20 protein-coding genes and 2 tRNA genes are annotated in these 23,828 nt (G+C 71.4%); 17 read left to right on the plus strand and 5 right to left on the minus strand.

What is annotated here, in order from left to right; all coding sequences use genetic code 11:
- Positions 1 to 340: 340 nt before the first annotated feature.
- Positions 341 to 1,633 carry a GNAT family N-acetyltransferase gene (locus tag VHW64_RS14270; protein ID WP_329651236.1) on the minus strand — a complete coding sequence of 431 codons (1,293 nt, stop codon included), beginning with the start codon at positions 1,631 to 1,633 and terminating at the stop codon, positions 341 to 343.
- 74 nt (positions 1,634 to 1,707) lie between these two features.
- On the opposite strand from VHW64_RS14270, the gene VHW64_RS14275 reads away from it, so the two are divergent.
- From VHW64_RS14275 to clpX, 11 genes are all read left to right on the plus strand, one after another.
- Positions 1,708 to 2,199, plus strand: a complete 492-nt coding sequence (locus VHW64_RS14275; RefSeq protein WP_329651237.1) for a ribose-5-phosphate isomerase — start codon at positions 1,708 to 1,710, stop codon at positions 2,197 to 2,199.
- Positions 2,192 to 3,037 carry an Fpg/Nei family DNA glycosylase gene (locus VHW64_RS14280; protein ID WP_329651238.1) on the plus strand — a complete coding sequence of 282 codons (846 nt, stop codon included), beginning with the start codon at positions 2,192 to 2,194 and terminating at the stop codon, positions 3,035 to 3,037. Before VHW64_RS14275 ends, VHW64_RS14280 begins: the two co-directional genes overlap by 8 nt.
- Before the next feature lie 28 nt (positions 3,038 to 3,065).
- Complete coding sequence (locus tag VHW64_RS14285; protein ID WP_329651239.1) at positions 3,066 to 4,148, plus strand: PP2C family protein-serine/threonine phosphatase; 1,083 nt, start codon at positions 3,066 to 3,068, stop codon at positions 4,146 to 4,148.
- A gap of 55 nt (positions 4,149 to 4,203) precedes the next feature.
- A tRNA-Gly gene (locus VHW64_RS14290) sits at positions 4,204 to 4,274 on the plus strand.
- A gap of 11 nt (positions 4,275 to 4,285) precedes the next feature.
- Positions 4,286 to 4,358: transfer RNA gene (locus VHW64_RS14295), tRNA-Pro, on the plus strand.
- Between the two features lie 55 nt (positions 4,359 to 4,413).
- Positions 4,414 to 6,660, plus strand: a complete 2,247-nt coding sequence (locus VHW64_RS14300) for an EAL domain-containing protein (protein ID WP_329651240.1) — start codon at positions 4,414 to 4,416, stop codon at positions 6,658 to 6,660.
- Between the two features lie 58 nt (positions 6,661 to 6,718).
- Entirely contained in the window at positions 6,719 to 8,137 is a 1,419-nt protein-coding gene (gene tig / locus VHW64_RS14305; RefSeq protein ID WP_329651241.1) for a trigger factor, read from the plus strand.
- Between the two features lie 95 nt (positions 8,138 to 8,232).
- Positions 8,233 to 9,603, plus strand: a complete 1,371-nt coding sequence (locus VHW64_RS14310) for a hypothetical protein (RefSeq protein ID WP_329651242.1) — start codon at positions 8,233 to 8,235, stop codon at positions 9,601 to 9,603.
- A gap of 85 nt (positions 9,604 to 9,688) precedes the next feature.
- Positions 9,689 to 10,294 (plus strand): ATP-dependent Clp protease proteolytic subunit, encoded by a 606-nt coding sequence (locus VHW64_RS14315; protein ID WP_329651301.1) that lies wholly within the window; start codon positions 9,689 to 9,691, stop codon positions 10,292 to 10,294.
- Between the two features lies 1 nt (position 10,295).
- On the plus strand, positions 10,296 to 10,904 hold the full coding sequence (locus VHW64_RS14320) for an ATP-dependent Clp protease proteolytic subunit (RefSeq protein ID WP_329651243.1): 609 nt from the start codon (positions 10,296 to 10,298) through the stop codon (positions 10,902 to 10,904).
- A gap of 161 nt (positions 10,905 to 11,065) precedes the next feature.
- Positions 11,066 to 12,349: an ATP-dependent Clp protease ATP-binding subunit ClpX gene (gene clpX, locus VHW64_RS14325; protein ID WP_329651244.1), complete on the plus strand. Its 1,284-nt coding sequence runs from the start codon at positions 11,066 to 11,068 to the stop codon at positions 12,347 to 12,349.
- A 146-nt stretch (positions 12,350 to 12,495) separates the two neighbouring features.
- On the opposite strand, the gene VHW64_RS14330 is transcribed toward clpX, so the two are convergent.
- The 3 genes from VHW64_RS14330 to VHW64_RS14340 form a co-directional block, all read right to left on the minus strand.
- Positions 12,496 to 12,624: a hypothetical protein gene (locus VHW64_RS14330; RefSeq protein WP_329651245.1), complete on the minus strand. Its 129-nt coding sequence runs from the start codon at positions 12,622 to 12,624 to the stop codon at positions 12,496 to 12,498.
- A gap of 282 nt (positions 12,625 to 12,906) precedes the next feature.
- Entirely contained in the window at positions 12,907 to 15,501 is a 2,595-nt protein-coding gene (gene valS, locus VHW64_RS14335; protein ID WP_329651246.1) for a valine--tRNA ligase, read from the minus strand.
- Between the two features lie 73 nt (positions 15,502 to 15,574).
- A complete protein-coding gene (locus tag VHW64_RS14340) occupies positions 15,575 to 16,042 on the minus strand; it encodes a DUF2510 domain-containing protein (RefSeq protein ID WP_329651247.1) in 468 nt (155 codons plus the stop codon).
- 179 nt (positions 16,043 to 16,221) lie between these two features.
- Here VHW64_RS14340 and VHW64_RS14345 point away from each other — a divergent pair, with 179 nt between their 5' ends.
- From VHW64_RS14345 to VHW64_RS14360, 4 genes are all read left to right on the plus strand, one after another.
- On the plus strand, positions 16,222 to 17,109 hold the full coding sequence (locus VHW64_RS14345; protein WP_329651248.1) for a GNAT family N-acetyltransferase: 888 nt from the start codon (positions 16,222 to 16,224) through the stop codon (positions 17,107 to 17,109).
- Positions 17,110 to 17,228: 119 nt separating this feature from the next.
- On the plus strand, positions 17,229 to 19,301 hold the full coding sequence (locus tag VHW64_RS14350) for an acyltransferase family protein (protein ID WP_329651249.1): 2,073 nt from the start codon (positions 17,229 to 17,231) through the stop codon (positions 19,299 to 19,301).
- A gap of 24 nt (positions 19,302 to 19,325) precedes the next feature.
- On the plus strand, positions 19,326 to 20,729 hold the full coding sequence (locus VHW64_RS14355; RefSeq protein WP_329651250.1) for a folylpolyglutamate synthase/dihydrofolate synthase family protein: 1,404 nt from the start codon (positions 19,326 to 19,328) through the stop codon (positions 20,727 to 20,729).
- Entirely contained in the window at positions 20,722 to 21,096 is a 375-nt protein-coding gene (locus tag VHW64_RS14360; protein WP_329651251.1) for a DUF4233 domain-containing protein, read from the plus strand. Before VHW64_RS14355 ends, VHW64_RS14360 begins: the two co-directional genes overlap by 8 nt.
- Before the next feature lie 63 nt (positions 21,097 to 21,159).
- Here the strand turns inward: VHW64_RS14360 and VHW64_RS14365 are convergent, their stop codons facing one another.
- Positions 21,160 to 22,497: a PLP-dependent aminotransferase family protein gene (locus VHW64_RS14365; protein WP_329651252.1), complete on the minus strand. Its 1,338-nt coding sequence runs from the start codon at positions 22,495 to 22,497 to the stop codon at positions 21,160 to 21,162.
- 68 nt (positions 22,498 to 22,565) lie between these two features.
- Between VHW64_RS14365 and VHW64_RS14370 the strand changes: the two genes are divergently transcribed.
- Together VHW64_RS14370 and ndk are read left to right on the plus strand one after the other, a co-directional pair.
- Positions 22,566 to 23,228 (plus strand): pyridoxamine 5'-phosphate oxidase family protein, encoded by a 663-nt coding sequence (locus VHW64_RS14370; RefSeq protein WP_329651253.1) that lies wholly within the window; start codon positions 22,566 to 22,568, stop codon positions 23,226 to 23,228.
- A gap of 45 nt (positions 23,229 to 23,273) precedes the next feature.
- The gene (ndk, locus tag VHW64_RS14375; protein WP_329651254.1) at positions 23,274 to 23,687 is read left to right on the plus strand and encodes a nucleoside-diphosphate kinase; all 414 of its coding nucleotides are present in this window, start codon (positions 23,274 to 23,276) and stop codon (positions 23,685 to 23,687) included.
- The last annotated feature ends 141 nt before the right edge of the window (positions 23,688 to 23,828 follow it).

Below are 23,828 nucleotides of genomic sequence, written 5' to 3' on the forward strand. Positions count from 1 at the left end.
ACACCGCCTCCGTCGGCAGGTCGGCCGCAGCCGTCAACCCGGCGACCACCCCGGTCAGGAGCTCGCCCAGGCCCGGCGACGCCGGCGGGGGCTCGAGGGAGAGGATGGCCATACCCGTATGCTATCGAACACCTGTTCGAGCCACAAGCACCCGTCCACACCGTGGCCCACACCGTGGTCTGTGATGTCTCAGGACGGGACTTCGGGGACGGTCAGCCTTCCTGCCGGCTCGTGCCGCCCTGACCGACGGCTGGGCTTCCTGCGCTTCCTTGCCACTGCCGTCAGCGACCGGGCGCTTGTCGCCGGCACTCTGGCCCGACCGGCACCCCTGCGGAGCCGATCAGAAGCCGCGCGCGGCGTACGGGCCCACGTCGGTGCGGAAGGCTCGCCAGAGGTCGCGGGCCGCGCCCGGACGGCGCTCGTCGACGACGCCCGCACGCTGCATCTCCGCGAGGTTGGCTCCGCCGAGGTACGCCGCGCCGAGGGAGGTCACGGGTAGCACCAGCTCCGCCTCGTCCTCCGTGGCGGTGGTCTCGGCGACGCCGTCCGCGACCCGGATCCGCCACCTGCCGGCGTTCCAGGGCGCGGACTCGTCGGTGACCTCGACCACCACGTCGCAGTCGGCCTCGTAGCCGCGCGCGGCCAGAGCCGCGGGCAGGTCGACGAGACGCACCCAGAGGCTGTCGTAGGGCTTCACGTCGCCCAGGCCGCGCGGCCCCTGGACCCACGACAGCATCGGGTCGCCCGCTCCGATGCCGTTGACGGTGACGCTGCCGGAGAGGTCGAGGTCGGTGAGCCGCCGGAGCAGGGCCAGGCGAGCAGCCGGTCCGCCGGACAGGCCGTGGACGGAGACCTCGGCCGCGGGCCGGGAGTTCGGCCACTTGTGCTTGCGCCGGAACACGGCGTACCCGACGTCGCGGCCCTCGTGGATCGCGACCATCACCCGGGGCGGCTCGCCCTCACGGCGGTCCTCCTCGGAGACGACGCTGAGGTCCAGGTAGAACTCCGGAGCGCCGACGATCGTGCCGACGTTCGTCGCGAGAAGGTCGAGGTCGACCTGCCGGCGGCGCTCGCCCATGCCCTCGTCGTCGACGGTGCCGAGCCGGGTGGTGATCGCGGTGGCGTCCTCCTCCAGGTGCGGTGCGGTGAACGTCGTGCCGCGTCCGGCCTCGACGGAGAGCTCCAGCGACGCCAGGCCGTAGCCGTGGCGACCGTAGATGCCGGGCTCGCTGGCGTGGAGCGCCGAGACGTGGACGCCCTCGCGGCGGGTCTGCTCGAAGTGGTGGCGCATCATCGCGGTCAGGAGCCCGCGGCGCCGATGGTCGGGATGCACCCCGACCCAGGTGAGCCCCGCGACCGGGACGGCGCGTCCGGTGCCGACGCCGTCGGGCACCGAGAGCTGCATGGGGCGCACGCCGTAGATCCCGGGGTACCTCGTGGGGTCGGACCTCGAGTCGTCGTCCCCGACGACCCGCGCCGCGAACCGCTGGTCCTCCGGCACCCCGCGGGTCTGGACCTCCGCCGACTCGCCGCTCGCGGTGTCGAACCACACCAGCTTGTCGGAGGCGAGGAACCGCGCTGCGTCAGTCGCGCGCTCGACGCGGATCCCGGGTCTTCGTGCGTCGTCGGCCATGTCCTCAAGGAAAGCGGGAGGGTCACGGGCTGTCCATCTAGTTTGCTCGCTGCCGGACCTGGGAAACTGTCGGCATGCGCGTCCACCTGGGCACCGACCATGCCGGTCTCGACCTCAAGAGGCACCTGATCGACCACCTCCGCCAGCAGGGCCACGAGCCGGTCGACCACGGTGCGTTCGTGTTCGACGCCGCCGACGACTATCCGGTGTTCTGCCTGCGCGCGGCGGCCGCGGCCGCGGCCGACCCGGGGAGCCTTGGCGTGGTGATCGGCGGCTCCGGCAACGGCGAGCAGATCGCGGCGAACAAGGTCCACGGCGTGCGTGCCGCGCTCGTGTGGAACGAGGAGACGGCCGTGCTGGCTCGCCAGCACAACGACGCCAACGTGATCTCGGTGGGCGGCCGGATGCACCCGATCGGCGACATGACGCACTTCGTGGACCTGTTCCTGGCGACGGCGTTCACCGGCGAGGAGCGCCACGTACGACGCATCGCGATGCTCACCGACTACGAGCGGACCGGCGACCTGCCGCCGCTGCCCCCCGGCTCGCCGGACGACCGTGCCTGAGGGCCACACGCTCCACCGGCTCGCCACGGCGCTGACCGACGCGTTCGCCGGTCGCCCGGTCCGAGCGAGCAGCCCCCAGGGCCGGTTCGCGGCCGAGGCGGCGCAGATCGACGGCTCGGTGCTCGTGCTCGCCGAGTCGGCGGGCAAGCACCTGTTCGTCGACTTCGACGCCGACCGGGTCGTCCACGTGCACCTCGGCCTGATCGGGGGCTTCGACGTCCAGCGCGACGTCGCCGTGGTCCCGGTGCCGGTGGGGCAGGTCCGGCTCCGCCTGGTCGGCGGGGGAGAGCGGCCGTCGTACGCCGACCTGCGCGGCGCGACCCAGTGCGCTCTGGTGACCTCGGCACGACGGGACGAGATCGTGGCCAAGCTCGGGCCAGACCCGCTGCGCCCGGACGCCGACCCACGGCGCGCCTGGGCGCGGATCAGCCGGAGCCCGCGCGCCATCGGCGACCTGCTGATGGACCAGGCGGTGCTGGCCGGGGTCGGCAACGTCTACCGCGCCGAGGTGCTCTTCCGGCACCGGGTCCACCCGCTCCGCCCCGGCCGCACGCTGCGGTCCGGGCAGTGGCAGGCGATGTGGGCCGACCTCGTCGCATTGCTGGCGGAGGGCGTCCGCACGGGCCGGATCGACACCGTGCGTCCCGAGCACACGCCGGAGGCGATGGGGCGAGCGCCACGGGTCGACGACCACGGCGGCGAGGTCTACGTCTACCGGCGCACGGGGCAGCCCTGCCTGGTCTGCGGGACGACGGTCCGCACCGACGTGCTGGTGGGCCGCAACATCTTCTGGTGTCCCCAATGCCAGCGTAAGTTCCGCTCGCGGGCTCTACAGTGAACCCCTCTCCGAGGACGGGGCCGACGCGATGACACGATCGACCGGGCGGCGTCCTGTCCTCGGCCGGCGTGTCTCGGCGTTCCTCGCCGGCTCCCATCCCGACCGCCTGGTGTTCGCCTCGCTGTTCTTGTTCGCCACCCTGGTCGGCGGCGCGATGCAGCTCCTGCCCAGCCTCGTCTCGACCCCGGCGATCGTGCTGCCCCTGGTGATGGGGGGCCTCTTCCTCGGCCCGCGACCGCTGCCGTGGTTCGTGATCTACAACCTGGCCCTGCTCACACTGGCGCTGCCCAAGGTCCCGAGCTTCTCGAGCCGGTCGGTGTTCACCACCGTGGTGATCTTCCTGCTGGCGTTCATCGTGATGATCACGTCGTTTCGTCGGAGCCGTCTCGGCATCGCGGGGAGCCTCGGCGAGTCGATGCTGGCCGACCTCAGCGACCGCATCCAGGGGCAGGGGGTGCTGCCGACCCTGCCCGTGCCGTGGCACGCCGAGTCGATCATCCGGTCCGCCGGCGGCACCCGGTTCGCCGGTGACTTCTTCGTGGTCGGCGACATCGAGTCCGGTCGTCTGGACGTCTCGGTGGTCGACGTGTCCGGCAAGGGCGACCGGGCGGGCGCGCGTGCGCTGCTGCTGGCCGGGGCGATGGGGGGCCTGGTCACCGCGCTGGAGCCCCGCGCCTTCCTGCCCGCCACGAACGCCTACCTGCTCAACCACCCCTGGCAGGACGGCTTCGCGACCGCGGTCCACCTCAGTGTCGAGCTCCGCTCGGGGGTCTTCCGCGTCTGGACCGCCGGCCACCCGCCCGCCCTCCACTGGCGGGCCGGCGCAGGCCGGTGGACCCCGTTGGAGTCGGAGGGGCCGATGCTGGGGCTGATCCCGGACGCCGAGTTCCACGAGGCGGGCGGGATCCTGCGGTCCGGCGACGCGCTGATGATGTACACCGACGGCATGGTCGAGACCCGCACGACCGACATCGGCATCGGCATCGACCGGCTGATCGGTCAGGCCGACCGGCGGCTGCGCGGCACCTTCGCCGGTGGCGCGAAGACCCTCGTGGACTCGGTGGGCGGTCGGTCCGACGACCGAGCCCTGCTGCTGGTCTGGCGCGACTGATGTGGCACCATGACCTCCGCGCCACGCGCGAGGGGAGACCCTCGCCGGAGCGTGTGCGGACGTAGCTCAATGGTAGAGCCTCAGTCTTCCAAACTGATGACGCGGGTTCGATTCCCGTCGTCCGCTCGCAGTCAGACCGGGGCGTAGCGTAGTGGCTAGCGCGCCTGCTTTGGGAGCAGGAGACCGCAGGTTCGAGTCCTGTCGCCCCGACCCGCACGTCGCGCGTTATCCGGACGCCAGTCGCGTCTTGAGCCAGACTTAAGCCGTGAGGCCGCGGCGACTACTGATGTTCGACACCGTGATGACGGTCGCGGCCACCGTCGCGATCGCGCGCGGATTCTGGATCTGGCACGTCGACGGAGCGCCCCACTGGCAGCCGGTGGCAGTGCTCGGCCTGATGTGCATCCCGCTGCTCACGCGCTACAGCATCACGGTCTCCAAGGATGCCGAGTCCAACGTGATCGGGCTGGTCGCGGCGGTGCTGTTCGCGACCCCGTTCAACCTGCCCGGCCAGCCGGGACACATCTTCCCGCTGTGGGCTGTGCTCGTGATCGCCAGCTCCGTGGTCTTCAAGGGCGGGCTGAGCCAGGGCCTGCCTCGCGCCACCGACGACGTCGTCGCGGGCTGGGCGCTGGTCATGGTGGTGCCGCACGTCGGCTTCGGGCTGCGACCCTTCGACCGGGTCTTCGTCGGTCTCGCGACGTTCGTCGTGGTGGTCGCCGCGGTGTTCTGGGTACGCCGTCGTCTGCGCGGGCAGGCCGAGCCGTCCCGGGCCCTGGACCCGAAGACGACCGCGTTGGCCCTCTTCGGTCTCTATCTGGCGTCGGTCTTCATCGCCGCGTTGCGGCGTTCCTACACCGCGCCCAGCAGCGCCACCACCGCCGAGGTCGCGGTGATGGGCCTCGGCCTCGTCGTGGGTGCGCTCGTGGGCTACTCGGTGAGCCAGAACCTCGTGCGCGGCGTGTCGGTGCTCTCGGAGGCCGCGACCGCCCTGCCCTGGCCCGCGGACGAGATCGACTCGATGGCGAGCAGGCTGGCCCGCTCGGCCATCCGCAGCGCGGATGCCCAGGTGCGGCACGGCCAAGGGCCGCCGGGGACGCTCAACGCTCCCGTCGACGGCGGTCGCTACCTGGTGCTCCAGCGGGCCTCCGGCGACCGTCCGTACACCGCCTCCGAGCAGCGCCTCCTCGAGTCGGTCGCCTCGATGGCGACGGTGTCGCGCTCGGTGAACCAGCGCGAGGCCGGACTGCGCCTGCGCACCGTCACCGACGCGATGACCGGGCTGTGGAACTACTCGATGTTCGTCGAGCTCGCCGAGGAGGCGATCCTCGAGCGCGAGCCCGGCGAGGTCCTCGGTCTGCTCTTCATGGACCTCGACCGCTTCAAGCAGCTCAACGAGGTGCTCGGCCACTTCGACGCCGACCAGGTGCTCCGCGAGATCGCCCGGCGGCTCCAGGACGCCGTGCCGGCGACCGCCTCGGTCGCCCGGTTCGCCGGTGACGAGTTCGCCCTGCTGCTGCGCGATGTCGACCCGTCCTCGCTCGGCGCCACGGTCGAGGGGCTCGTCGCGGCCGTGAGTGCGCCGATCGCGGTCGGCGGGAGGCTGGTCACCGTCCACATCAGCGTCGGTCTGGAGCTGAGTGACTCCGAGACCGACTCGGTCGAGGACGTCATGCGGGTGGCCGAGGAGCACATGCGTCGCGCGAAGCGCGCGGGCCGGGCCACGGCTGCCTCCCGCGACGAGCGCGACCTGGTCGTGACGATGCTGGGCGAGGGCGCGACCGGGGTCGCCTTCCAGCCGATCCTCGACGCCGAGACCGGCGCGCTGTGGGGCTGCGAGGCGCTGCTCCGCGGCCGGGACCCGCTCCTGGGTGGCCTGTCCCCGGTGGCCCTGATCAGCTCTGCCGCGCGGCACGAGGCGCTCGACGAGCTCACCGGCAACGTCGGTGTCGAGGCGCTCGAGGCGATGGAGGGGCTGGGCCGCAGGGTGACCGGGCCGTTGAACCTGACCGTCAACCTGGAGTTCGAGCAGTTCCGCATCGACAACCCCGTCTTCGACCGGCTCAGCCGCTCGCTGGGGGACCGCGACGTCCGACTGGTGCTCGAGCTCTCCGAGCGCAGCTACGGCCGATGGACCAGCCAGCACGACCTCCTCGCGCGGCGCCTCGAGGCCCGGGGGATCGGCTTGGCCGTGGACGACTTCGGCGCCGGCTACGCGACGTTCAGCCTGCTCAACAAGTGGAGCTGGGACGTCGTCAAGATCGACCGGTCGCTGATCATCGCCGAGGACGAGCAGTCACGGGTGCTGTTCGCCAACACCGTGCGTACCCTGCGCGACTTCGGGATGACCACGGTCGCGGAGGGCATCGAGACCCCCGAGCAGCTGGCGGCGGCCCGCGCCGCGGGTGTGAACCTGGTCCAGGGACACCTGGTCAGCGAGCCCGTCGGCATGCCCGAGCTGCTGACGCGGGTGGGTGCCGACGGCGCCGCCCTGGCCTCGGCGCTCGGTTAGGCCGCTTTCACCCGGTGCCCTACGCTGGGAAGTCGCCCAGCATGGAGGAGAACCACCAGTGAAGAGCGCCGTCGAGACCTTGGGCCCGACCCGGGCCAAGCTCACCGTCGAGGTGCCCTTCGAGGAGCTCAAGCCGAGCCTCGACAAGGCCTACCGGACCATCGCCCAGCAGATCAACGTCCCGGGTTTCCGACGCGGCAAGGTGCCTCCCATGGTGATCGACCGGCAGGTCGGCCGCGAGACCGTGCTCCAGGAGGCGATCAACGAGGTCGTCCCGCAGAAGTACGCCGAGGCCCTCCAGTCGCACGACCTCCAGCCGCTGGCGCAGCCCGAGGTCGAGGTCACGCGGATCGATGACAACGAGGCCATCGAGTTCACCGCCGAGGTCGACGTCCGACCCGAGATCACGGTGCCCGACTGGCACGGCCTGGCCGCCGAGGTCGACGACCTCGCGGTCACCGACGACGACGTCGACGAGCAGGTCGAGGCCCTGCGTGAGCGCTTCGGCACCCTGCGCGACGTCGAGCGCGCGGCCACCGACGGCGACTTCGTGACCATCGACCTGGTCGCGACCCGCGACGGCGAGCCCGTCGAGGGCGCCGAGGTCACCGGCATGTCCTACCGCGTGGGACGCGGCGGCATGCTCGAGGGCCTCGACGAGGCGTTGGCGGGCATGAGCGCGGGCGAGGACACGACGTTCAGCTCCCAGCTCGTCGGCGGCGATCTCGTGGGTCAGGACGTCGACGTCCAGGTCCGGGTCACCAAGGTCGCGGAGCAGGAGCTGCCCGAGCTCGACGACGAGTTCGCCCAGCTCGCCTCGGAGTTCGACACGGCAGAAGAGCTCTCTGCCGACGTGCGCACCCGGCTGGGCAACGGCAAGCGACTCGAGCAGGCCGCGGCCGCGCGCGACGCCGTTCTGGAGAAGCTCCTCGAGCAGGTCGAGGTGCCCCTGCCCGAGAGCGTCGTCGCCGACGAGCTCACCGAGCGCCGGCGCGGTGTCGAGCAGCAGCTGGTCTACGCCGGGATCACCCTGGAGAAGTACCTCGAGGACGAGGGCCAGACCCAGGAGGAGTTCGAGGCCGACCTCGACCGGCGGGTTCGCGACGCCGTGGCCGCGCAGTTCGTGCTCGACAAGGTGGCCGACCAGCTCGAGCTCGGGGTCGACCAGCAGGAGCTGATCGAGCACATGACCCGGCGGGCCCAGCAGTCCGGCCAGGACCCGCAGGAGTTCGCCAACCACATGTTCGAGCACAACCACGTCCCCGAGCTCGTGGCCGAGATCCGGCGCGGCAAGGCGCTGGCCCAGATCGTCGAGAGCGCGAGCGTCACCGACACCTCGGGCAACGTCGTGGACCTGGCGCACCTGCGCCCCGACGGCACGCTGGGTGAGCCCGAGGGCGACTCCGGGGGCGACTCCGGGGGCGACTCCGAGGCACGGCCCGAGAGCGACGCCGAAGGCGAGCCCGCCCAGGTCTGAGAACACCTGCAACCAAGCCTGGGCCTCGAAAGTGTGGTGCTCGGTCTCCGTTGTGCCATGGCCGGTGCCCGCCGGCGCCCCTACGTTCTCCAGCCATGGAACGCATACCCCGGGTCCTGCTGACCCTCACGGCCGTCCCGACCCTGATAGCCGGGATGCTGACCCTGGGCCTGGCCGCACCGGCGCTCGCCGACGGCCCGGGGGTCGGGACCCCCGTCATCGTCTCGATGGGAGACTCGTCCGTCTCGGGCGAGGCGGGCCGATGGGCGGGCAACACGACGACGCTTCCCTGGACGCAGGTCGACGCGCTCGGGAGCACGGCCTACTGGGACACGCCGTCCGGCGAGTCCTTGCCCGGTTGTCACCGGTCGAAGTCCGCGGAGGTCCACGTCGGCGTGGATGCGGCCCATGACCAGGTGAACAGCGACAACCTGGCCTGTTCCGGTTCTATGACCACGACCTACGACGTCGACGGCCAGCCGTTCAAGCCCGGTCTCGACAACTTCCTGGACACGTCGGTGCACAACGGCTATAGCCAGTCATTGCTGCTGGCGCAGTACGCGCAGACCCACAACGTCAAAGAGGTGGTGGTGCGAGTCGGTGTCAACAACATCGGCTTCGACACCCTCGTTCCGGCGTGCTTGAAGGCATGGTGGACCTTCGAGCTCGATGTCAGCTTTGGTCTCAATCCCACCAAGTCCCTCTGCTCGCTGGACCCGGACCTGACCCAGCGCTTCACGCCGGCGGCGCAGGCCGAGCTCAAGCAGCAGATCTTCCGGGCGCTTCAGACGGTCGCCTCGGACATGTACGACGTCGGGTACAAGCAGAACATGTACTCGGTCGTCGTGGAGACCTACTGGTCGCCCATTCCTCCCGGCAACCAGATCCGCTATCCCGAAGACAGCCTTCAGCGTCAGACCTATGGCGGTTGTGGAGTCTTCAACGCGGACGCGGACTGGCTGAACAACACAGTGCTTCCGGCACTCAACACTGCCTTGCGCGGCGCGGCAGCACTCTTCGCTGCCGAGCCTTACTACCCGCCGATCCACATCCTGGACGAGCAGTACGTGCTCAATGGTCACCGCCTGTGCGAGAAGACCGACGAGCTGCTCGAGGCTTCGGGTTTCGCCAGGTGGTCCGACCCTGGGGCCATCAACGTGCTCGAGTGGGTCCAACAGTTGAAGACCCTCACCTCGACCGTCGCGCCGTACGACGCCAAGGAAGGGGCACACGCGAACTACTTCGGGCAGCTCGCTGAGCGCGCCTGCCTGCGGATGGAGTACAACAACGGCAATCCCATCGATGCCACCTGCTATCCCGGAGCCTTCTCTTCCCCGCCGTCATGGCCGCAGACGGGGACGTCCACGGCACCGGGGACCGAGTGGAAGGCGCCCCCGATCACGCATCTTGCTGGTGAGCCGGTCATGCACCTCGGGCCGCTGGCCCCCCAGGCCGCGCCCGAGTAGGGACCCAGATCCGCTGTTGGCGAACAGGCCCCCGTTCCGCGTGGAGCCGGGGCCTGTGGCGGCTAGGGTCGCTTGCGTGAACGACATGAACGGCGGCTCCGCGGGCTACGGCCTCGACGACCACATCTACCAGCGGCTGCTCAAGGAGCGGATCATCTTCCTCGGCTCCGAGGTGCGCGACCAGAACGCGAACGCGATCTGCGCCCAGCTGCTCCTGCTCTCGGCGGAGGACCCGAAGGCCGACATCTTCCTGCACATCAACAGCCCGGGCGGCTCGGTCGACGCCGGCATGGCGATCTACGACACGATGAACTACATCCCCAACGACGTCGCGACCGTGGGCATGGGTCTGGCCGCGTCGATGGGCCAGTTCCTGCTGTGCGCCGGCACGAAGGGCAAGCGCTACGCCCTGCCGCACGCGCGCATCATGATGCACCAGCCCAGCGGCGGGATCGGCGGCTCGGCCTCCGACATCAAGATCCAGGCCCAGCAGAGCCTGCTGCTGAAGAAGCAGCTGACCGAGCTCCAGGCCCAACACACCGGTCAGTCCATCGAGCAGATCGAGCTCGACTCCGACCGCGACCGCTGGTTCACCCCCCAGCAGGCACTGGAGTACGGCTTCATCGACAGCGTCATCACCAGCGCCGTCGAGGCCGTCGACGAGGGCCGTCCGGCCCGGAACGAGGACTGAGATGAACTACTACATCCCGCAGTGGGAGGAGCGGACGTCCTACGGCTTCCGCCGGATCGACCCCTATGGCAAGCTCTTCGAGGACCGCATCATTTTCCTCGGCACGCCGATCTCCGACGACGTGGCAAATGCCGTGATGGCCCAGCTGCTGTGCCTGGAGTCGATGAACCCCGACCAGGACGTCCAGATCTACATCAACAGCCCCGGTGGCTCCTTCACGGCGCTGACCGCCATCTACGACACGATGAAGTTCATCAAGCCCGAGGTGCAGACGGTCTGCCTGGGTCAGGCCGCGTCGGCCGCCGCCGTGCTGCTGGCCGCGGGGACCCCGGGCAAGCGGCTCGCGCTGCCCAACAGCCGGATCCTCATCCACCAGCCCTACACCGAGGGCACGGGCGGCCAGATCTCCGACCTCGAGATCCAGGCCAACGAGATCATCAGGATGCGCGAGCTGTTGGAGAAGATGATCGCCGACGCCTCCGGCAAGGACCAGGCCGAGGTCAGCCGGGACATCGAGCGAGACAAGATCCTCACCGCCGAGCAGGCGGTCGAGTACGGCCTGGTCGACGCGGTCCTGAACTCTCGCGCGGGCGTGCCAGCGCTGGCGTGAGAGTGCCCGGCGCGTCGGCCCCGCGAAGGCCGTCCGCCGAGCAAAGATCGCGGGTGGGGTCCTGTCAACGAAGCCGGGACACGGTACCGTCGAAGGACCCCGCGCGACACAGCAGAGGACAGCGCCGGTGCCAAGCCGGCCGAACCGGAGGTTGACTGCCCGTGGCACGTATCGGTGACGGAGGCGACCTGCTGAAGTGCTCGTTCTGCGGGAAGAGCCAGAAGCAGGTCAAGAAGCTGATCGCAGGCCCCGGGGTCTACATCTGCGACGAGTGCATCGACCTGTGCAACGAGATCATCGAGGAGGAGCTCGCCGACGGCTCCGAGGTCAGCCTCGACGAGCTGCCCAAGCCGCGGGAGATCTTCGAGTTCCTCAACTCCTACGTCATCGGCCAGGAGCGGGCCAAGAAGACGCTCGCGGTCGCGGTCTACAACCACTACAAGCGAGTGCAGGCGGGGCTCGCGCCGACCACGGCCAAGCACGCCAAGGACGAGGCCGTCGAGGTGGCGAAGTCCAACATCTTGGTGATCGGTCCCACCGGCTGCGGCAAGACCTACCTCGCCCAGACGCTGGCGCGGATGCTCAACGTGCCCTTCGCGATCGCCGACGCCACGGCCCTGACCGAGGCCGGATACGTCGGCGAGGACGTCGAGAACATCCTGCTCAAGCTGATCCAGGCCGCCGACTACGACGTCAAGAAGGCCGAGACGGGCATCATCTACATCGACGAGATCGACAAGGTCGCCCGCAAGGCCGAGAACCCCTCGATCACCCGTGACGTCTCCGGCGAGGGCGTCCAGCAGGCGCTGCTGAAGATCATCGAGGGCACCACCGCGTCGGTGCCGCCCCAAGGCGGGCGCAAGCACCCCCATCAGGAGTTCATCCAGATCGACACGACGAACATCCTGTTCGTCGTCGGCGGCGCCTTCGCCGGTCTCGAGCACATCATCGAGCAGCGGGTCGGCAAGAAGACTCTCGGCTTCACCGCCGAGGTCAAGGGTGCCGAGGAGCGCGACGCCGACGACCTGCTCGGCCAGGTGCGGCCGGAGGACCTGACGAAGTTCGGCCTGATCCCCGAGTTCATCGGCCGGCTGCCCATGATCGCCACGGTCAACAAGCTCGACGTCGAGGCGCTGATGGAGATCCTGACGGTGCCGCGCAACGCCTTCGTCAAGCAGTACCAGAAGCTCTTCGAGCTCGACGACGTCGAGCTCGAGTTCACCCCCGACGCCATTCGCGCGGTCGCCGTCAAGGCGCTGGAGCGCGGCACCGGTGCTCGCGGTGCCCGGGCGATCCTGGAGGAGGTCCTCCTCCACGTGATGTACGACGTGCCCTCGCGCGACGACATCGCCAAGGTCGTGGTCAGCGCCGAGGTCGTGACCGATGACGAGGCGCCCACGCTCGTGCTCCGCGAGTCCGAGGCGAAGAAGAAGAAGTCGGCCTGACCCCGGGTCGTCGAGGCCCAGATCACGAACCGCCCGCTGATCTGCTCCACCCGCATCTCCCTGCCTTCGCCTGTGCTGGTTGGTCCACCAGTGTGGTCAGCCGCTGGGGATGGAACTTGAGCCGTACGCCGGCGGCCCTCGGGCTCTCACCGGCGGTCGAGCGTCTTCCCCGGCTCGGCCTTCGGCTCGGCACGCCGACGGCGTGCCAGCTCGTGGTCACGGGCACCGATCACCGCGTCGGCAGCGTGCTTCTCGACGTCCGGGAAGTACCCCAATCCGACCCCCGGCCCCGCTGGCCGGCGTGAGCCGGTCGAGGTAGTCCATCCAGGTCATTTCGGACCGTTTCCCCGTCGCGGCCTCGCCGTGAGCCGTGCCGACCCGCGACACTGACCCGGATCGTCACAGGTCCTTGAGGGGGGACACGTCCGTGAGCGCGGATCGCAGAGGGCCGTTGGTGGCGTTCGTCGTCATCGCCATCATCGCAGCGGTGCTGCTGGTGACCTCCGTGCGCAGCCAGGCCGCGAGCGGGCGCCCGCACGGCGTCCCCGCGCGGGTCGTCAGGCCTCCGGGACGACCGTCGCGGTGACGACGATCTCGGCATCCTGCGCCACGACATAGGTCGGAGGAGCCGTCAGGCGGCCCACCCGCATCAGGTCGTCCTCGGCGGACCGGACCGCGTCGGTGGCTGCGGCGGTGCCGGTGATCTCCAGCGCCGACAGCTCGTGACGCATCGACACCTTCGCCGCCGACTTGGCACCCCGGATCCCGACCAGCACGGCCGCCACGGCGTCGAGGACCGACGGGTCGCCTCCGAGGTCACCGAGCTCGGAGGGGTCGGGCCAGCCCGAGCGGTGGATGGACCCCGGCTGCCACCAGGACCACACCTCCTCGGTGACGAACGGCACGACCGGCGCGAGCAGGCGCAGCTGGACGTGCAGCGCGAGCACGAGGGTCGCCTTGGCGGACTGGGTGGAGGCACCGCCCTGGTCGTCGTACGCGCGCTCCTTGACCAGCTCGACGTAGTCGTCGCAGAACTCCCAGAAGAACCGCTCGCTGACCTCGAGGGCGGTGGTGTAGTCGTAGGCGTCGAAGGCGGCTGTCGCCCGCTGCACCACCTCGGCGAGGCGCGCGAGGAGAGCCCGGTCGACCGGCTCGGTGACCGCCGCCGGGTCGGGGCGCGTGGCCCCGACGTTGCCCAGCACGAACTTGGACACGTTGAGGATCTTCATCGCCAGCCGGCGCCCGATCTTCAGCGGGTGCTCGTCGAACGCGCTGTCGAGTCCCGGGCGCAGGGACGCGGCGCGCCAGCGGATCGCGTCACTGCCGTACTGCGCCAGCAGGGCACTGGGCGTCGAGACGCTGCCCCGGGACTTGCTCATCTTCTTGCGGTCTGGGTCGAGCACGAAGCCGGAGATCATGGCGTGCGACCACGGCACGGTGTTGTCCTCGAAGTGGGCCCGGACGACGCGCGAGAACAGCCAGGTGCGGATGATGTCGTGGGCCTGGGAGCACAGGTCCATCGGGTAGACCCGCGACCAGAGGTCCGGGTCGCGCTCCCAGCCGCCCGCGATCTGCGGCGTCAGCGAGGAGGTGGCCCAGGTGTCCATCACGTCCGGGTCGGCGACGAAGCCGCCCGGCTGCCCGCGCTGCGACTCGTCGTACCCCGGGGGGACGTCCTGCGTCGGGTCGATCGGCAAGGTGTCCTCGGCGGCGGCGATCAGCCGGTCGTGCTGCGGCTGGCCATCGGCGTCCAGGGGGTACCAGACTGGGAAGGGCACCCCGAAGTAGCGCTGCCGGCTGATCAGCCAGTCGCCGTTGAGGCCCTCCACCCAGTTGGTGTAGCGGTGGTGCATGTAGGCCGGCGTCCACTCGATCTGGTTGCCGCGCTCGACGAGGGCCGTGCGGAGCTCCTCGTCGCGGCCGCCGTTGCGGATGTACCACTGGAGCGTCGAGACGATCTCGAGCGGCTTGTCGCCGTTCTCGTAGAAGTTCGTCATCCGCATGGTCGGCTTCGGCTCGCCGTCGAGGTCTCCCGCGGCCCGGAGCAGCTCGACCATGGCCTCGCGGGCGGAGAATGCCGTCTTGCCGGCCAGCTCGGCGTACGCCGCGCCGGTGGCGGCCAGCCACGGCGGGGTGTCGGCCTGGAGCCGGCCGTCGCGCCGGATGACGGTGCGCACGGGAAGCTGGAGCTCGCGCCACCACTGGACGTCGGTGAGGTCGCCGAAGGTGCAGCACATCGCGATGCCGGCGCCCTTGTCGGGCTCCGCCGCCGGGTGGGCGAGGACCGGGATCTCGACGCCGAAGACGGGACTGGTCACCGTCGTCCCGAACAACGGCTGGTAGCGCTCGTCGTCCGGGTGGGCGATCAGGGCGACGACCGCGGGGATGAGCTCGGGCCGGGTGGTCTCGATGTGGACCGGGGCGTCGGGACCGTGGAAGGCGACGCGGTAGTAGTGGCCGGGGTACTCCTTGGCCTTCAGCTCGGCTTGTGCGACCGCGGACTGGAAGGTGACGTCCCACAGCGTGGGGGACTCCTGCTGGTAGGCCTCGCCGCGCGCGAGGTTGCGCAGGAAGGCGCGCTGGGAGGTGGTCCGGGTGCTCTCGCCGATGGTGCGGTAGAGGTAGCTCCAGTCCACCGAGAGCCCGACCTGCCGGAACAGCTCCTCGAAGGCCACCTCGTCGTCGGCGGTCAGGCGCTCGCAGAGCTCGATGAAGTTCTGGCGGCCGATCGGGACCTGGCGCTTGGGGTCGGGCTTCTCCGGCGGCGTGAAGCCGGCGTCGTACGGAACGGTCGGGTCGCACCGGACGCCGAAGAAGTTCTGCACCCGGCGCTCGGTGGGCAGGCCGTTGTCGTCCCATCCGATCGGGTAGAAGACCTCCTTGCCGCGCATGCGCTGGTAGCGCGCGACGAGGTCCTTCTGGGTGTAGGAGCAGACGCTGCCGAAGTGCAGCGTGCCCGATGCGGTGGGTGGCGGAGTGTCGATCGAGTAGACCTCCGGACGCTCCTTGGAGCGGTCGAACGCGTAGGTCTGGTCGGCCTCCCACTGCTTGGCCCACTTGCCCTCCAGGCCCTCCAGCGCCGGCTTGTCCGGTACGACGACGGCCGGCTGCTGCGGCGGCGTCGTGGACAGGTGCGGCGGTGTCTGGCTCATGGCCGAAGTCTAGGGAGGCCGGGCAGGGCGCCGAAAATGGGATGACGCCGTCGGCGATCCAGAGCGGGGCGCGTCAGGGCGACGACGAGGTGGTCACCGTGACCGTGGCGGTCGCCGTCGCGGTGGCCGTCTCCGTGGCAGTGACGGACGTGGTCGCGGTCGCGGTCGCCGTCGTCGTGACGGTCGAGGTCGGGGCGGTCGCCGTCGAGGTGGTCGTGGGGGTGGACGAGCCGTGGTTGTTCGCGATCACGACGCCCGCGGTCACACCGACCACCAGGCCGACCAGCACGCCGACGAGGGCGGCCACCCATCCGAAGCTGCTCGTGCCGTTGCTGCGCGACGTGGATGCCGGCGTCGCGACCGACGTCGCGACTGGCTGGGTCCGCGGGAGGACGGCGGTGTCGTCGGGGGCAGGTGCCACTGCCGGGCTCGGCTGCCGATGCTCGGTCCACGCCCCGCCGTCCCAGTACCGCTCGTCGTCGTCGCTCTCGGGGTCGGGATACCAGCCGGCTGGAGGGGTCTCGCCCGTGGTCGGCGTCATGCGCGGAACGCTACCGCGGACTTCCTGGCCTCTCTTGGCACTTCTTGGCCGCTGCAACCCCCAAGAAGTGCCAAATCCCCCGCTTCAGCGGGGGATTTGGCGGCGCACGCGCCACCACCGGGGAGGGGGAGGGGGCTAACTCGGTGGCTGCTGTCGTGAACGCGCTCTAGCGTCGGCGCATGGAGGTGCGCTTCTTCGACGACCCGGCGGCGTTCCTCGAGACGGCCGGTGGGGTGCTGGCCGAGCAGCCCGTGCTGAGCACCGTGATCGCGGGCATCGCCGAGCGGATCAGGGCTCAGCGGGCGGCCGGGCTCCCCTGGCCGGACGGCGTGCCGTGCTGGTTCGCCGCCGTGGTCGAGGACGGGCAGGTCGTGGGGACCGCGATGCGGACCGCGCCCTTCGGCGACTATCCGGCCTACGTCATGCCGATGTCGGAGGAGGCCGTCCACGAGGTGTCACGGTCTCTCCTGGACCGCGGCGAGCCGGTGCTCGCCGCGAACGGCGCGCTGCCCGCTGTCCGGACGTTCTGCGAGGACATGGCGACCGCCACCGGGAAGCGCGCCCGGGTCGCCCAGCACACGCGTCTCTTCGAGCTCGGCGGGCTGGTCGAGCCGGGCCGGGTGCCGGGCGGCCTCCGCCGGGCGCGGGGCGACGAGCTGGGGCTCGTCGCCTCCTGGTACGCCGCGTTCATGGCCGACGCCGACGAGCAGGCGGGCCGCGAGCCGGGTGCGTCGGCACACGAGACGCCGGGCGAGGACGAGCTCGCGCGCCGGATCGAGGGGGGACGCGTGTTCGTGTGGGCCGACGAGCGTGACCGCCCGGTCAACCTCACGGCCGCCACCGCTCCGGCCTACGGCGTCGCCCGGGTCGGCCCGGTCTACACGCCCAAGGAGCAGCGCGGGCACGGGTACGCGAGCGCCGCCGTGCACGCTGTGTCGGCCTGGCTGCGTGGGCGTGGCGAGCGGCCCTGCCTGTTCACCGACCAGGCCAACCCCACGTCGAACAAGATCTACGAGGCGATCGGCTACCGCCCGCTGGTCGACATGGCCAACCTGCTCGTGGAGTAGTCAGGGCGTCGAGTCACAATTTTCACTCCCGCCCCGTGCGTCGCCGCCATCGTCGGCCTCGGCCTTCCTAACGTGGGCGCCAGTCCCGGCCCCGACGGCAGGGCCTGCGAGGGAGACCCATGCCAAGACCGATCCGCGTCGGCGCGCGCTACGTGCCCGCGCTCGACGGCATCCGCGCGCTCGCCGTGCTCGCGGTGCTCGGCTACCACCTCGCCGTGCCGGGCCTCGGCGGCGGTCTCCTCGGGGTGGGCGTCTTCTTCACCCTCAGCGGCTACCTGATCACCCAGATCCTGGTCGACTCGTGGGAGGAGACCGGCTCGTTCCGCCTCCGGCGCTTCTGGCTCGCGCGAGCCCGTCGACTCCTCCCGGCCCTCGCGCTCGTCCTGGTCACCGTGATGTCGGTGACGGCCCTGGCCGACCGGCCGGATCTCGGCAAGCGCTGGGGCGAGACCTGGTCGGCGGCGCTCTACGTCGCCAACTGGCACACGATCGCCCACGGCCAGTCCTACTTCGCGCGCTTCGCCGGCCCGGGCCCGCTGGACCACCTCTGGTCGCTGTCGGTGGAGGAGCAGTTCTACGTCGTCTGGCCGCTGGTGCTCGTGGTCGCCATGCGCCTGCTGCGCCGGGGCCGCCGGCCGGTGTCCCGGTTCACCGCGCTGCTCGCGGTCGCGTCGTTCTGCCTGCTGGCGATGCTCGCGACGCCCGGCCTGGACGACACCCGGGCCTACGAAGGCACCGACACCCGCGCCGGGGGAATCTTGGTGGGGGCGCTCCTGGCCCTGGCCTGGCCCCGGCTCGAGCGGACCCGCTGGCCGCGCCTGACGTCGTTCGGCCTCCAGGTGGGCGCGCTGTCGGGGCTCGGCGCGATCGCCTGGCTGGTGGCGGAGACCGACGAGTACTCCCGCACGATCTACACCTACGGGCTGCCCCTGCTGTCGCTGGCCACCGCCGCTCTGGTCGCGGGGGCGGCCTGGCCGCGCAGCGCGGTGGGCTGGGTGCTCGGCCTGGCCCCCCTGCGCTGGGTGGGGGAGCGGTCCTACGGCATCTACCTGTGGCAGCTGCCGGTGGTCTCCTCGGTCCCGGTCGCGACCGTCGCCGCCCATCGCTGGGCCTGGGGCGCCGGCCTGACGGCGTTCACGCTCCTGCTGGCCGAGCTGTCGTGGCGGTGGGTCGAGGACCCGATCCGGCGCCTCGGGTTCGTCGGGGCGCTGCGGCGGCCCCGGGTCGTCGAGCCGGAGGAGGCGGAGCCGCGTCGTCGCTGGCACACCGCCGTACCGGTCCGCGTGGTCGCCCTCGCCTCGGTGGGGGTGCTGGCCCTCGCCTCGGCACGGCTCGCCGAGCGCGGCTCGTCGGGCAACGACGACCCCGAGGCCCTGCTGAGCGCGCAGTCGTTCAGCTCGACCACGACCGTGACGGCTCCGGCTCGTCCGCGTCCGGGACACGCGGCGCCGCCCGGCCACCAGGCCGGCAACCACCAGGCCGGCAACCACCAGGCCGGCAACCGGGCCGGCAACCCGCCCGACAAGCACCGGCCCACCCGTCACCAGACGCCCGCGGGCCCGCGCACGTCGTGCCGCAGCGACGCGCACATCGGGGAGTCGACGTCCCTGGGCCTGGTGAGCCCGGCCTACCTGCCCGACCCGCGCACCCGGCTGCCCGAACAGCTCGAGCGGGTGGGCGTGCGGACCGTGCGCACCGACATCCTCGGCGCCCGCTCGATCGTGGAGCGGTGGCACGACCAGCCCAACGCGCAGGACGCGGTAGAGGCGATCCGGACCAGCGGCTACCACGGCTGCTGGACGATCGCGATGGGCACCAACGACGCCGCCAACCAGGCCGTCGGGGGCGTCTACTCCTACGCCCAGCGCATCGACCTCCTGATGCACCGCATCGGCGACCAGCCGGTGCTGTGGCTGACGGTGAAGTCGCTCCAGTCCTCCGGGCCCTACGCCGACGCGAACATGCTGCGGTTCGACGACGCCCTGCGGGCTGCGTGCCAGCGGTACCCGAACCTCCGGATCTACGACTGGCGCTCGGAGGTCCGCAGCTCGTGGTTCATCTCCGACGGGATCCACTTCACCAGTGCCGGGTACGCCGAGCGGGCGCGGCGCATCGCCGACGCGCTGGCCCGGGCCTTCCCGGCGCACGGTGGCCCCTCACCGGGGTGCCTGGTCACGTCGGGACTCGGCTGACCCAGCCCTAGACTCGGCCGGGAGATGACCGACGCACCCCTGCCCTCCGACGCCTCCGGGGCCCGCCTCGCCCAGACCTTCGCCGAGGTCGAGGACGCGCTGCTGTCCCGCTGGCCCGAGACCCGGCTCGAGCCGTCCATGGACCGGATCCGGGCGTTCACCCAGCTGCTCGGCGACCCGCAGCGCACCTACCCGGTCATCCACCTGACCGGCACCAACGGCAAGACGTCGACCGCGCGGATGGTCGACACCCTGCTGCGCGCCCACGACCTGCGGACCGGCCGGTTCACCAGCCCCCACCTCGAGCGCCTCAACGAGCGCATCTGCGTGGACGGCGAGCCCTTGACCGACGAGGAGTTCGTGCGCGCCTTCAACGACGTCGCGCCGTACACCCAGCTGGTCGACGCATCCCAGCCCTACCCGTTGAGCTTCTTCGAGACCGTCGTCGCGATGGCCTACGCGGCCTTCGCCGACGCGCCGGTCGACGTCGCCATCGTCGAGGTCGGGCTCGGTGGCCTGTGGGACGCCACCAACGTCGCCGACGGCGTGGTCGCGGTGGTCACGCCCATCGGCGTCGACCACGCCCATCTCCTGGGTGACACCCCAGAGGCGATCGCGGTCGAGAAGGCCGGGATCATCAAGCCCGGAGCGACCGCCGTCCTGACCGAGCAGCTGCCCGGACCGGCCGAGATCCTGCTACGGCGCTGCGCCGAGGTCGGCGCGACGCCGGTCCGCGAGGGTCTCGAGTTCGGCGTGCTCTCGCGGACCCCGGCGGTCGGCGGTCAGCTGCTGACCCTGAAGGGTCTGCGGGCGGAGTACGACGAGATCTTCCTGCCGCTGTACGGCGCTCACCAGGCGCAGAACGCCGTGACCGCGCTGGCCGCGGTCGAGGCGTTCCTCGGCGACCAGCCGCTGGACGCCGAGCTCGTCCGCGAGGCGTTCGCCCGCGTCAGCTCGCCGGGTCGGCTCGAGATCATCCGCCGGAGCCCGATGATCCTGCTCGACGCGGCCCACAACCCCCATGGCGCCGAACGCGCTGCCGCGGCGCTCGAGGACTCCTTCGCCTTCTCGCCGCTGGTCGGGGTCCTCGGCGTGATGGCCGACAAGGAGGCAGAGGGGGTGCTCGCGGCCTTCGAGCCCCACCTGGCCCATGTGGTGTGCACGCAGAGCTCCAGCTCCCGCTCGCTGCCGGCAGCCGAGCTGGCGGTCATCGCCCGGGAGGTCTTCGGCGGCGATCGGGTCAGCATCGCCCCGCGCCTGGCCGACGCCATCGACGAGGCCACCACGCTGGCCGAGGCCGGCGGGACTCACGGCACCTCGATGGGCAGCTCGATCGGCACGGGTGCCGTGCTCATCACCGGGTCGGTGGTGACCGTGGGCGAGGCGCGGGCGATGCTACGTCGCCGCGAACGGCCGGCCGGTGGCTGAGCGCTCACCGCGACGCGGCATGTGCGCGGCGATCCTCGCTCTGGAGGCCGTCGTGCTGGCGCTCACGACGCCGGTGATGATCAACCTCGAGCACGTGGCCTGGCGCACCGCGTGCGTGGTCGGGCTGGGGCTCTGTGTCCTGTGCCTGCTGGTGGCGGGCCTGCTCCGCTTCGAGGCGGCCTACGTCGCCGGCTGGGTCGTCCAGGCGGCGGCGCTCGGGCTCGGCTTCGTGGTGCCGATGATGTTCCTGCTCGGGGCGATCTTCGCCCTGCTATGGGCGATGGCGTACTTCCTGGGACGCAAGATCGAGGACGAGCGCGCGGCGGCGTACGCCGCGTTCGCCCAGGAGCAACAGGCCGATAGGTGAGAGTCAAAGTCTTGTGGGTCGTGACGCTGCCCTGAGGCGGCTACCCGCGCAGGAGCCGGTCGGTCAGACCAGGGCTCGCACGATCGCGGCCAGCGCCCGGTCGAGCTCATCGTCGGTACAGCCGCCGAAGCCGACGATGATCCCGGTCAGCTCCGAGCTGCGGCAGTAGTCGTGCAGGAGCGGCAGATCGAAGCCGGCCGCCCGCGCCGCGGTCGCCACGCGCAGCGCATCGGGCCGGGGCATGGGAACGCAGGCGTACATGCCGGCGACGGGTCCGATCGGGTCGGCGACGCCCGCGAGAGCGGCAACGACCCGCTCCGCACGCGCGGCGTAGGTGCGGCGGGCCGAGCGGACGACCTGGTCGACGTAGCCGTCCCGCAGCAGGGAGAGGAAGGCGCGCTGCACCGGCCAGGCGGCGGTGTCGTGGGTGACCTCGCGACGCGCGAGGATCTGCCGGTGCAGCGCGGACGGGGCGACCAGCCAGCCCAACCGCATGCTCGGGCCCACGGTCTTGCTGGTCGTCCCGAGATAGGCGACGACCTCGCGGTCCAGGGCGGCCAGGGCGGGCACCGGCGCGACGTCGTAGCGGAACTCCGAGTCGTAGTCGTCCTCGACCACGACGGAGCCGGCCGCCCGGGCCGCTCGCAGGAGCCCCAGCCGGTCGGCGCCGGACATGACCGGCCCGAGCGGGTGCTGGTGGGCGGGCGTGACGTAGGCCGCGGCGCAGTCGGTCAGCTCGGTGACCGGTCGGGTGGCCGGCAGGTCGCGGATCTCGCGGCCGGCCGCTCGGATCGCCTCCGCGGCGGCGCGGTACCCGGGGTCCTCGTGCGCGACCGAGCCGGGCGGGAGCGCCGCGAGCACCTGGCCCAGGCCGCCGATGGTGCCCGTGGTCACCACGATCTCGTCGGGGTCGCAGAGCAGGCCGCGGGTGCGGGCCAGATGGCCGGCGAGCTCGGCGCGGAGGTCCACCAGGCCCGCGGGGTCGTCGTACCCCGGTGGCGGGGTGGCGGTCGAGACGTCGCGCCAGGCGCGCCGCCACGCCGCGCGGTGTCGCGGGTCGATCCACGGCGTGCCGGTGTCGAGCCGGAGCAGGCCGGGACGGCTCTGGCGCGGAGGCGACAGCGGACGATGCCGCGGTGGAGCGGCGCCCGCGGCGACGTACGTCCCGGACCCCCGGCGGCTCTCGAGCCAGCCCTCGGCGGTCAGCTGGTCGTAGGCCTGCTCGGTCACGCTCCGGGAGACGCCGAGATCCGCTGCCAGGGCGCGGGTGCTGGGCAGGCGCAGGCCGATCGGGAGACTGCCGGAGACCACCTGCTCGCGCACGCTCGTCGCCAGCTGGCGGACCAGCGGCACGCCCGCCGCCCGGTCGAGGCGGACCGGCACGGGGGAGCTGTGAGGCATGAGTGTCCTGTTCGACCGAGTGACAGGTGGCCCGGTACGGCAGGCCACTTCTGGCCGAGAATAGGCCCATGTCCGCCACGCTGTCCCCGACCCCTCGCACCCAGCTCACCCGTCATCGCGAGCGGGGCAGCGCCGACCGCGCCGACCTGTTCGCCGTCATCCGCGAGGCGCTCGTGTGCCACGTCGGGATCGTCCGCGACGGGGAGCCGGTCGTGCTGCCCTCGATCCACGCCGTCGACCCCGACGGTCCCGACGAGGGAGGGACGCTCTACCTGCACGGCTCGATCGCGGCACCATGGCTGCTCCAGGCCCCCGGCCAGCGGGTCTGCGCGACGTTCACGCTGCTGGACGGCGTCGTGGTGGCGCGCGCGGCGTTCAGCCACTCGATGAACTACCGCTCGGCCGTCGTCTACGGCGCCGCCCGCCGCGTGGACAGCGGGACCGAGCGCGACCACGCGCTCCGGCTGATCGTCGACCACGTCGTCCCCGGCCGCTCGGCCACCCTGCGCGCCAACACCCGCAAGGAGCTGGCGGCCACAGCGGTGGTCGCGGTCTCGCTGGCCGAGGCGTCGGTCAAGGCGCGCACGGGTGGGCCGAAGGACGAGCCGGAGGACGTGGCCGCAGCGACCTGGGCCGGGGTGGTCCCGCTCGCCGTCAGGGCCGGGCGGGTCGAGCCCGACCAGGAGGGTGTCGTGCCCGACGACGTCACCCGCCGGCTGCGCGACTGGTGAGCGCCGGTGGCTGTGCGGGGCCGGGCCCTCGCTACAGTGCCGCCCATGGAGCGCACCCTGGTCCTGGTCAAGCCCGACGGCGTCCGCCGCGGCCTCGCCGGTGAGGTGATCCGGCGGATCGAGGCCAAGGGGTACACCCTGGCCCGGCTCGAGCTGCGCAGCGCCACCCGCGAGCTGCTCGCCGAGCACTACGCCGAGCACGAGGGCAAGCCGTTCTACGAGCCGTTGGTCGAGTTCATGCTGTCGGGTCCGTGCGTCGCCGTGGTCGTCGAGGGCGAACGCGTGATCGAGGGCTTCCGCTCGCTGGCCGGTGCGACCGACCCGACCGTGGCCGCGCCCGGCACCATCCGGGGCGACCTCGGCCGTGACTGGGGGCTCGCGGTCCAGCAGAACCTCGTCCACGGCTCGGACTCCGCGGCGTCGGCCGAGCGCGAGATCGGCATCTGGTACCCCTCCTGACCCTGTCGGCCTGAGTTTCGTCAAATCCCCCGCTGAAGCGGGGGACTTGGCACTTCTTGGCCGCTGCAACCCCCGGGAAGTGTCAGAAGAGGCCAGGAAGTCCACCGTGCGCGGCAAGCACGAGGAGGGCCCCGACGGGCC

It is taken from the genome of Nocardioides sp. (assembly GCF_036267815.1).
In the GTDB taxonomy this organism is placed as follows: Bacteria; Actinomycetota; Actinomycetes; order Propionibacteriales; family Nocardioidaceae; genus Nocardioides.

Bases quoted from the DNA above. Each gene is read 5' to 3' on its own strand.
- VHW64_RS14270 (WP_329651236.1), bottom strand. From the start codon at position 1,633: ATGGCCGACGACGCACGAAGACCCGGGATCCGCGTCGAGCGCGCGACT.
- VHW64_RS14275 (WP_329651237.1), top strand. From the start codon at position 1,708: ATGCGCGTCCACCTGGGCACCGACCATGCCGGTCTCGACCTCAAGAGG.
- VHW64_RS14285 (WP_329651239.1), top strand. From the start codon at position 3,066: ATGACACGATCGACCGGGCGGCGTCCTGTCCTCGGCCGGCGTGTCTCG.
- VHW64_RS14310 (WP_329651242.1), top strand. From the start codon at position 8,233: ATGGAACGCATACCCCGGGTCCTGCTGACCCTCACGGCCGTCCCGACC.
- VHW64_RS14315 (WP_329651301.1), top strand. From the start codon at position 9,689: ATGAACGGCGGCTCCGCGGGCTACGGCCTCGACGACCACATCTACCAG.
- VHW64_RS14320 (WP_329651243.1), top strand. From the start codon at position 10,296: ATGAACTACTACATCCCGCAGTGGGAGGAGCGGACGTCCTACGGCTTC.
- valS (WP_329651246.1), bottom strand. From the start codon at position 15,501: ATGAGCCAGACACCGCCGCACCTGTCCACGACGCCGCCGCAGCAGCCG.
- VHW64_RS14340 (WP_329651247.1), bottom strand. From the start codon at position 16,042: ATGACGCCGACCACGGGCGAGACCCCTCCAGCCGGCTGGTATCCCGAC.
- VHW64_RS14345 (WP_329651248.1), top strand. From the start codon at position 16,222: ATGGAGGTGCGCTTCTTCGACGACCCGGCGGCGTTCCTCGAGACGGCC.
- VHW64_RS14350 (WP_329651249.1), top strand. From the start codon at position 17,229: ATGCCAAGACCGATCCGCGTCGGCGCGCGCTACGTGCCCGCGCTCGAC.
- VHW64_RS14355 (WP_329651250.1), top strand. From the start codon at position 19,326: ATGACCGACGCACCCCTGCCCTCCGACGCCTCCGGGGCCCGCCTCGCC.
- VHW64_RS14365 (WP_329651252.1), bottom strand. From the start codon at position 22,497: ATGCCTCACAGCTCCCCCGTGCCGGTCCGCCTCGACCGGGCGGCGGGC.
- VHW64_RS14370 (WP_329651253.1), top strand. From the start codon at position 22,566: ATGTCCGCCACGCTGTCCCCGACCCCTCGCACCCAGCTCACCCGTCAT.
- ndk (WP_329651254.1), top strand. From the start codon at position 23,274: ATGGAGCGCACCCTGGTCCTGGTCAAGCCCGACGGCGTCCGCCGCGGC.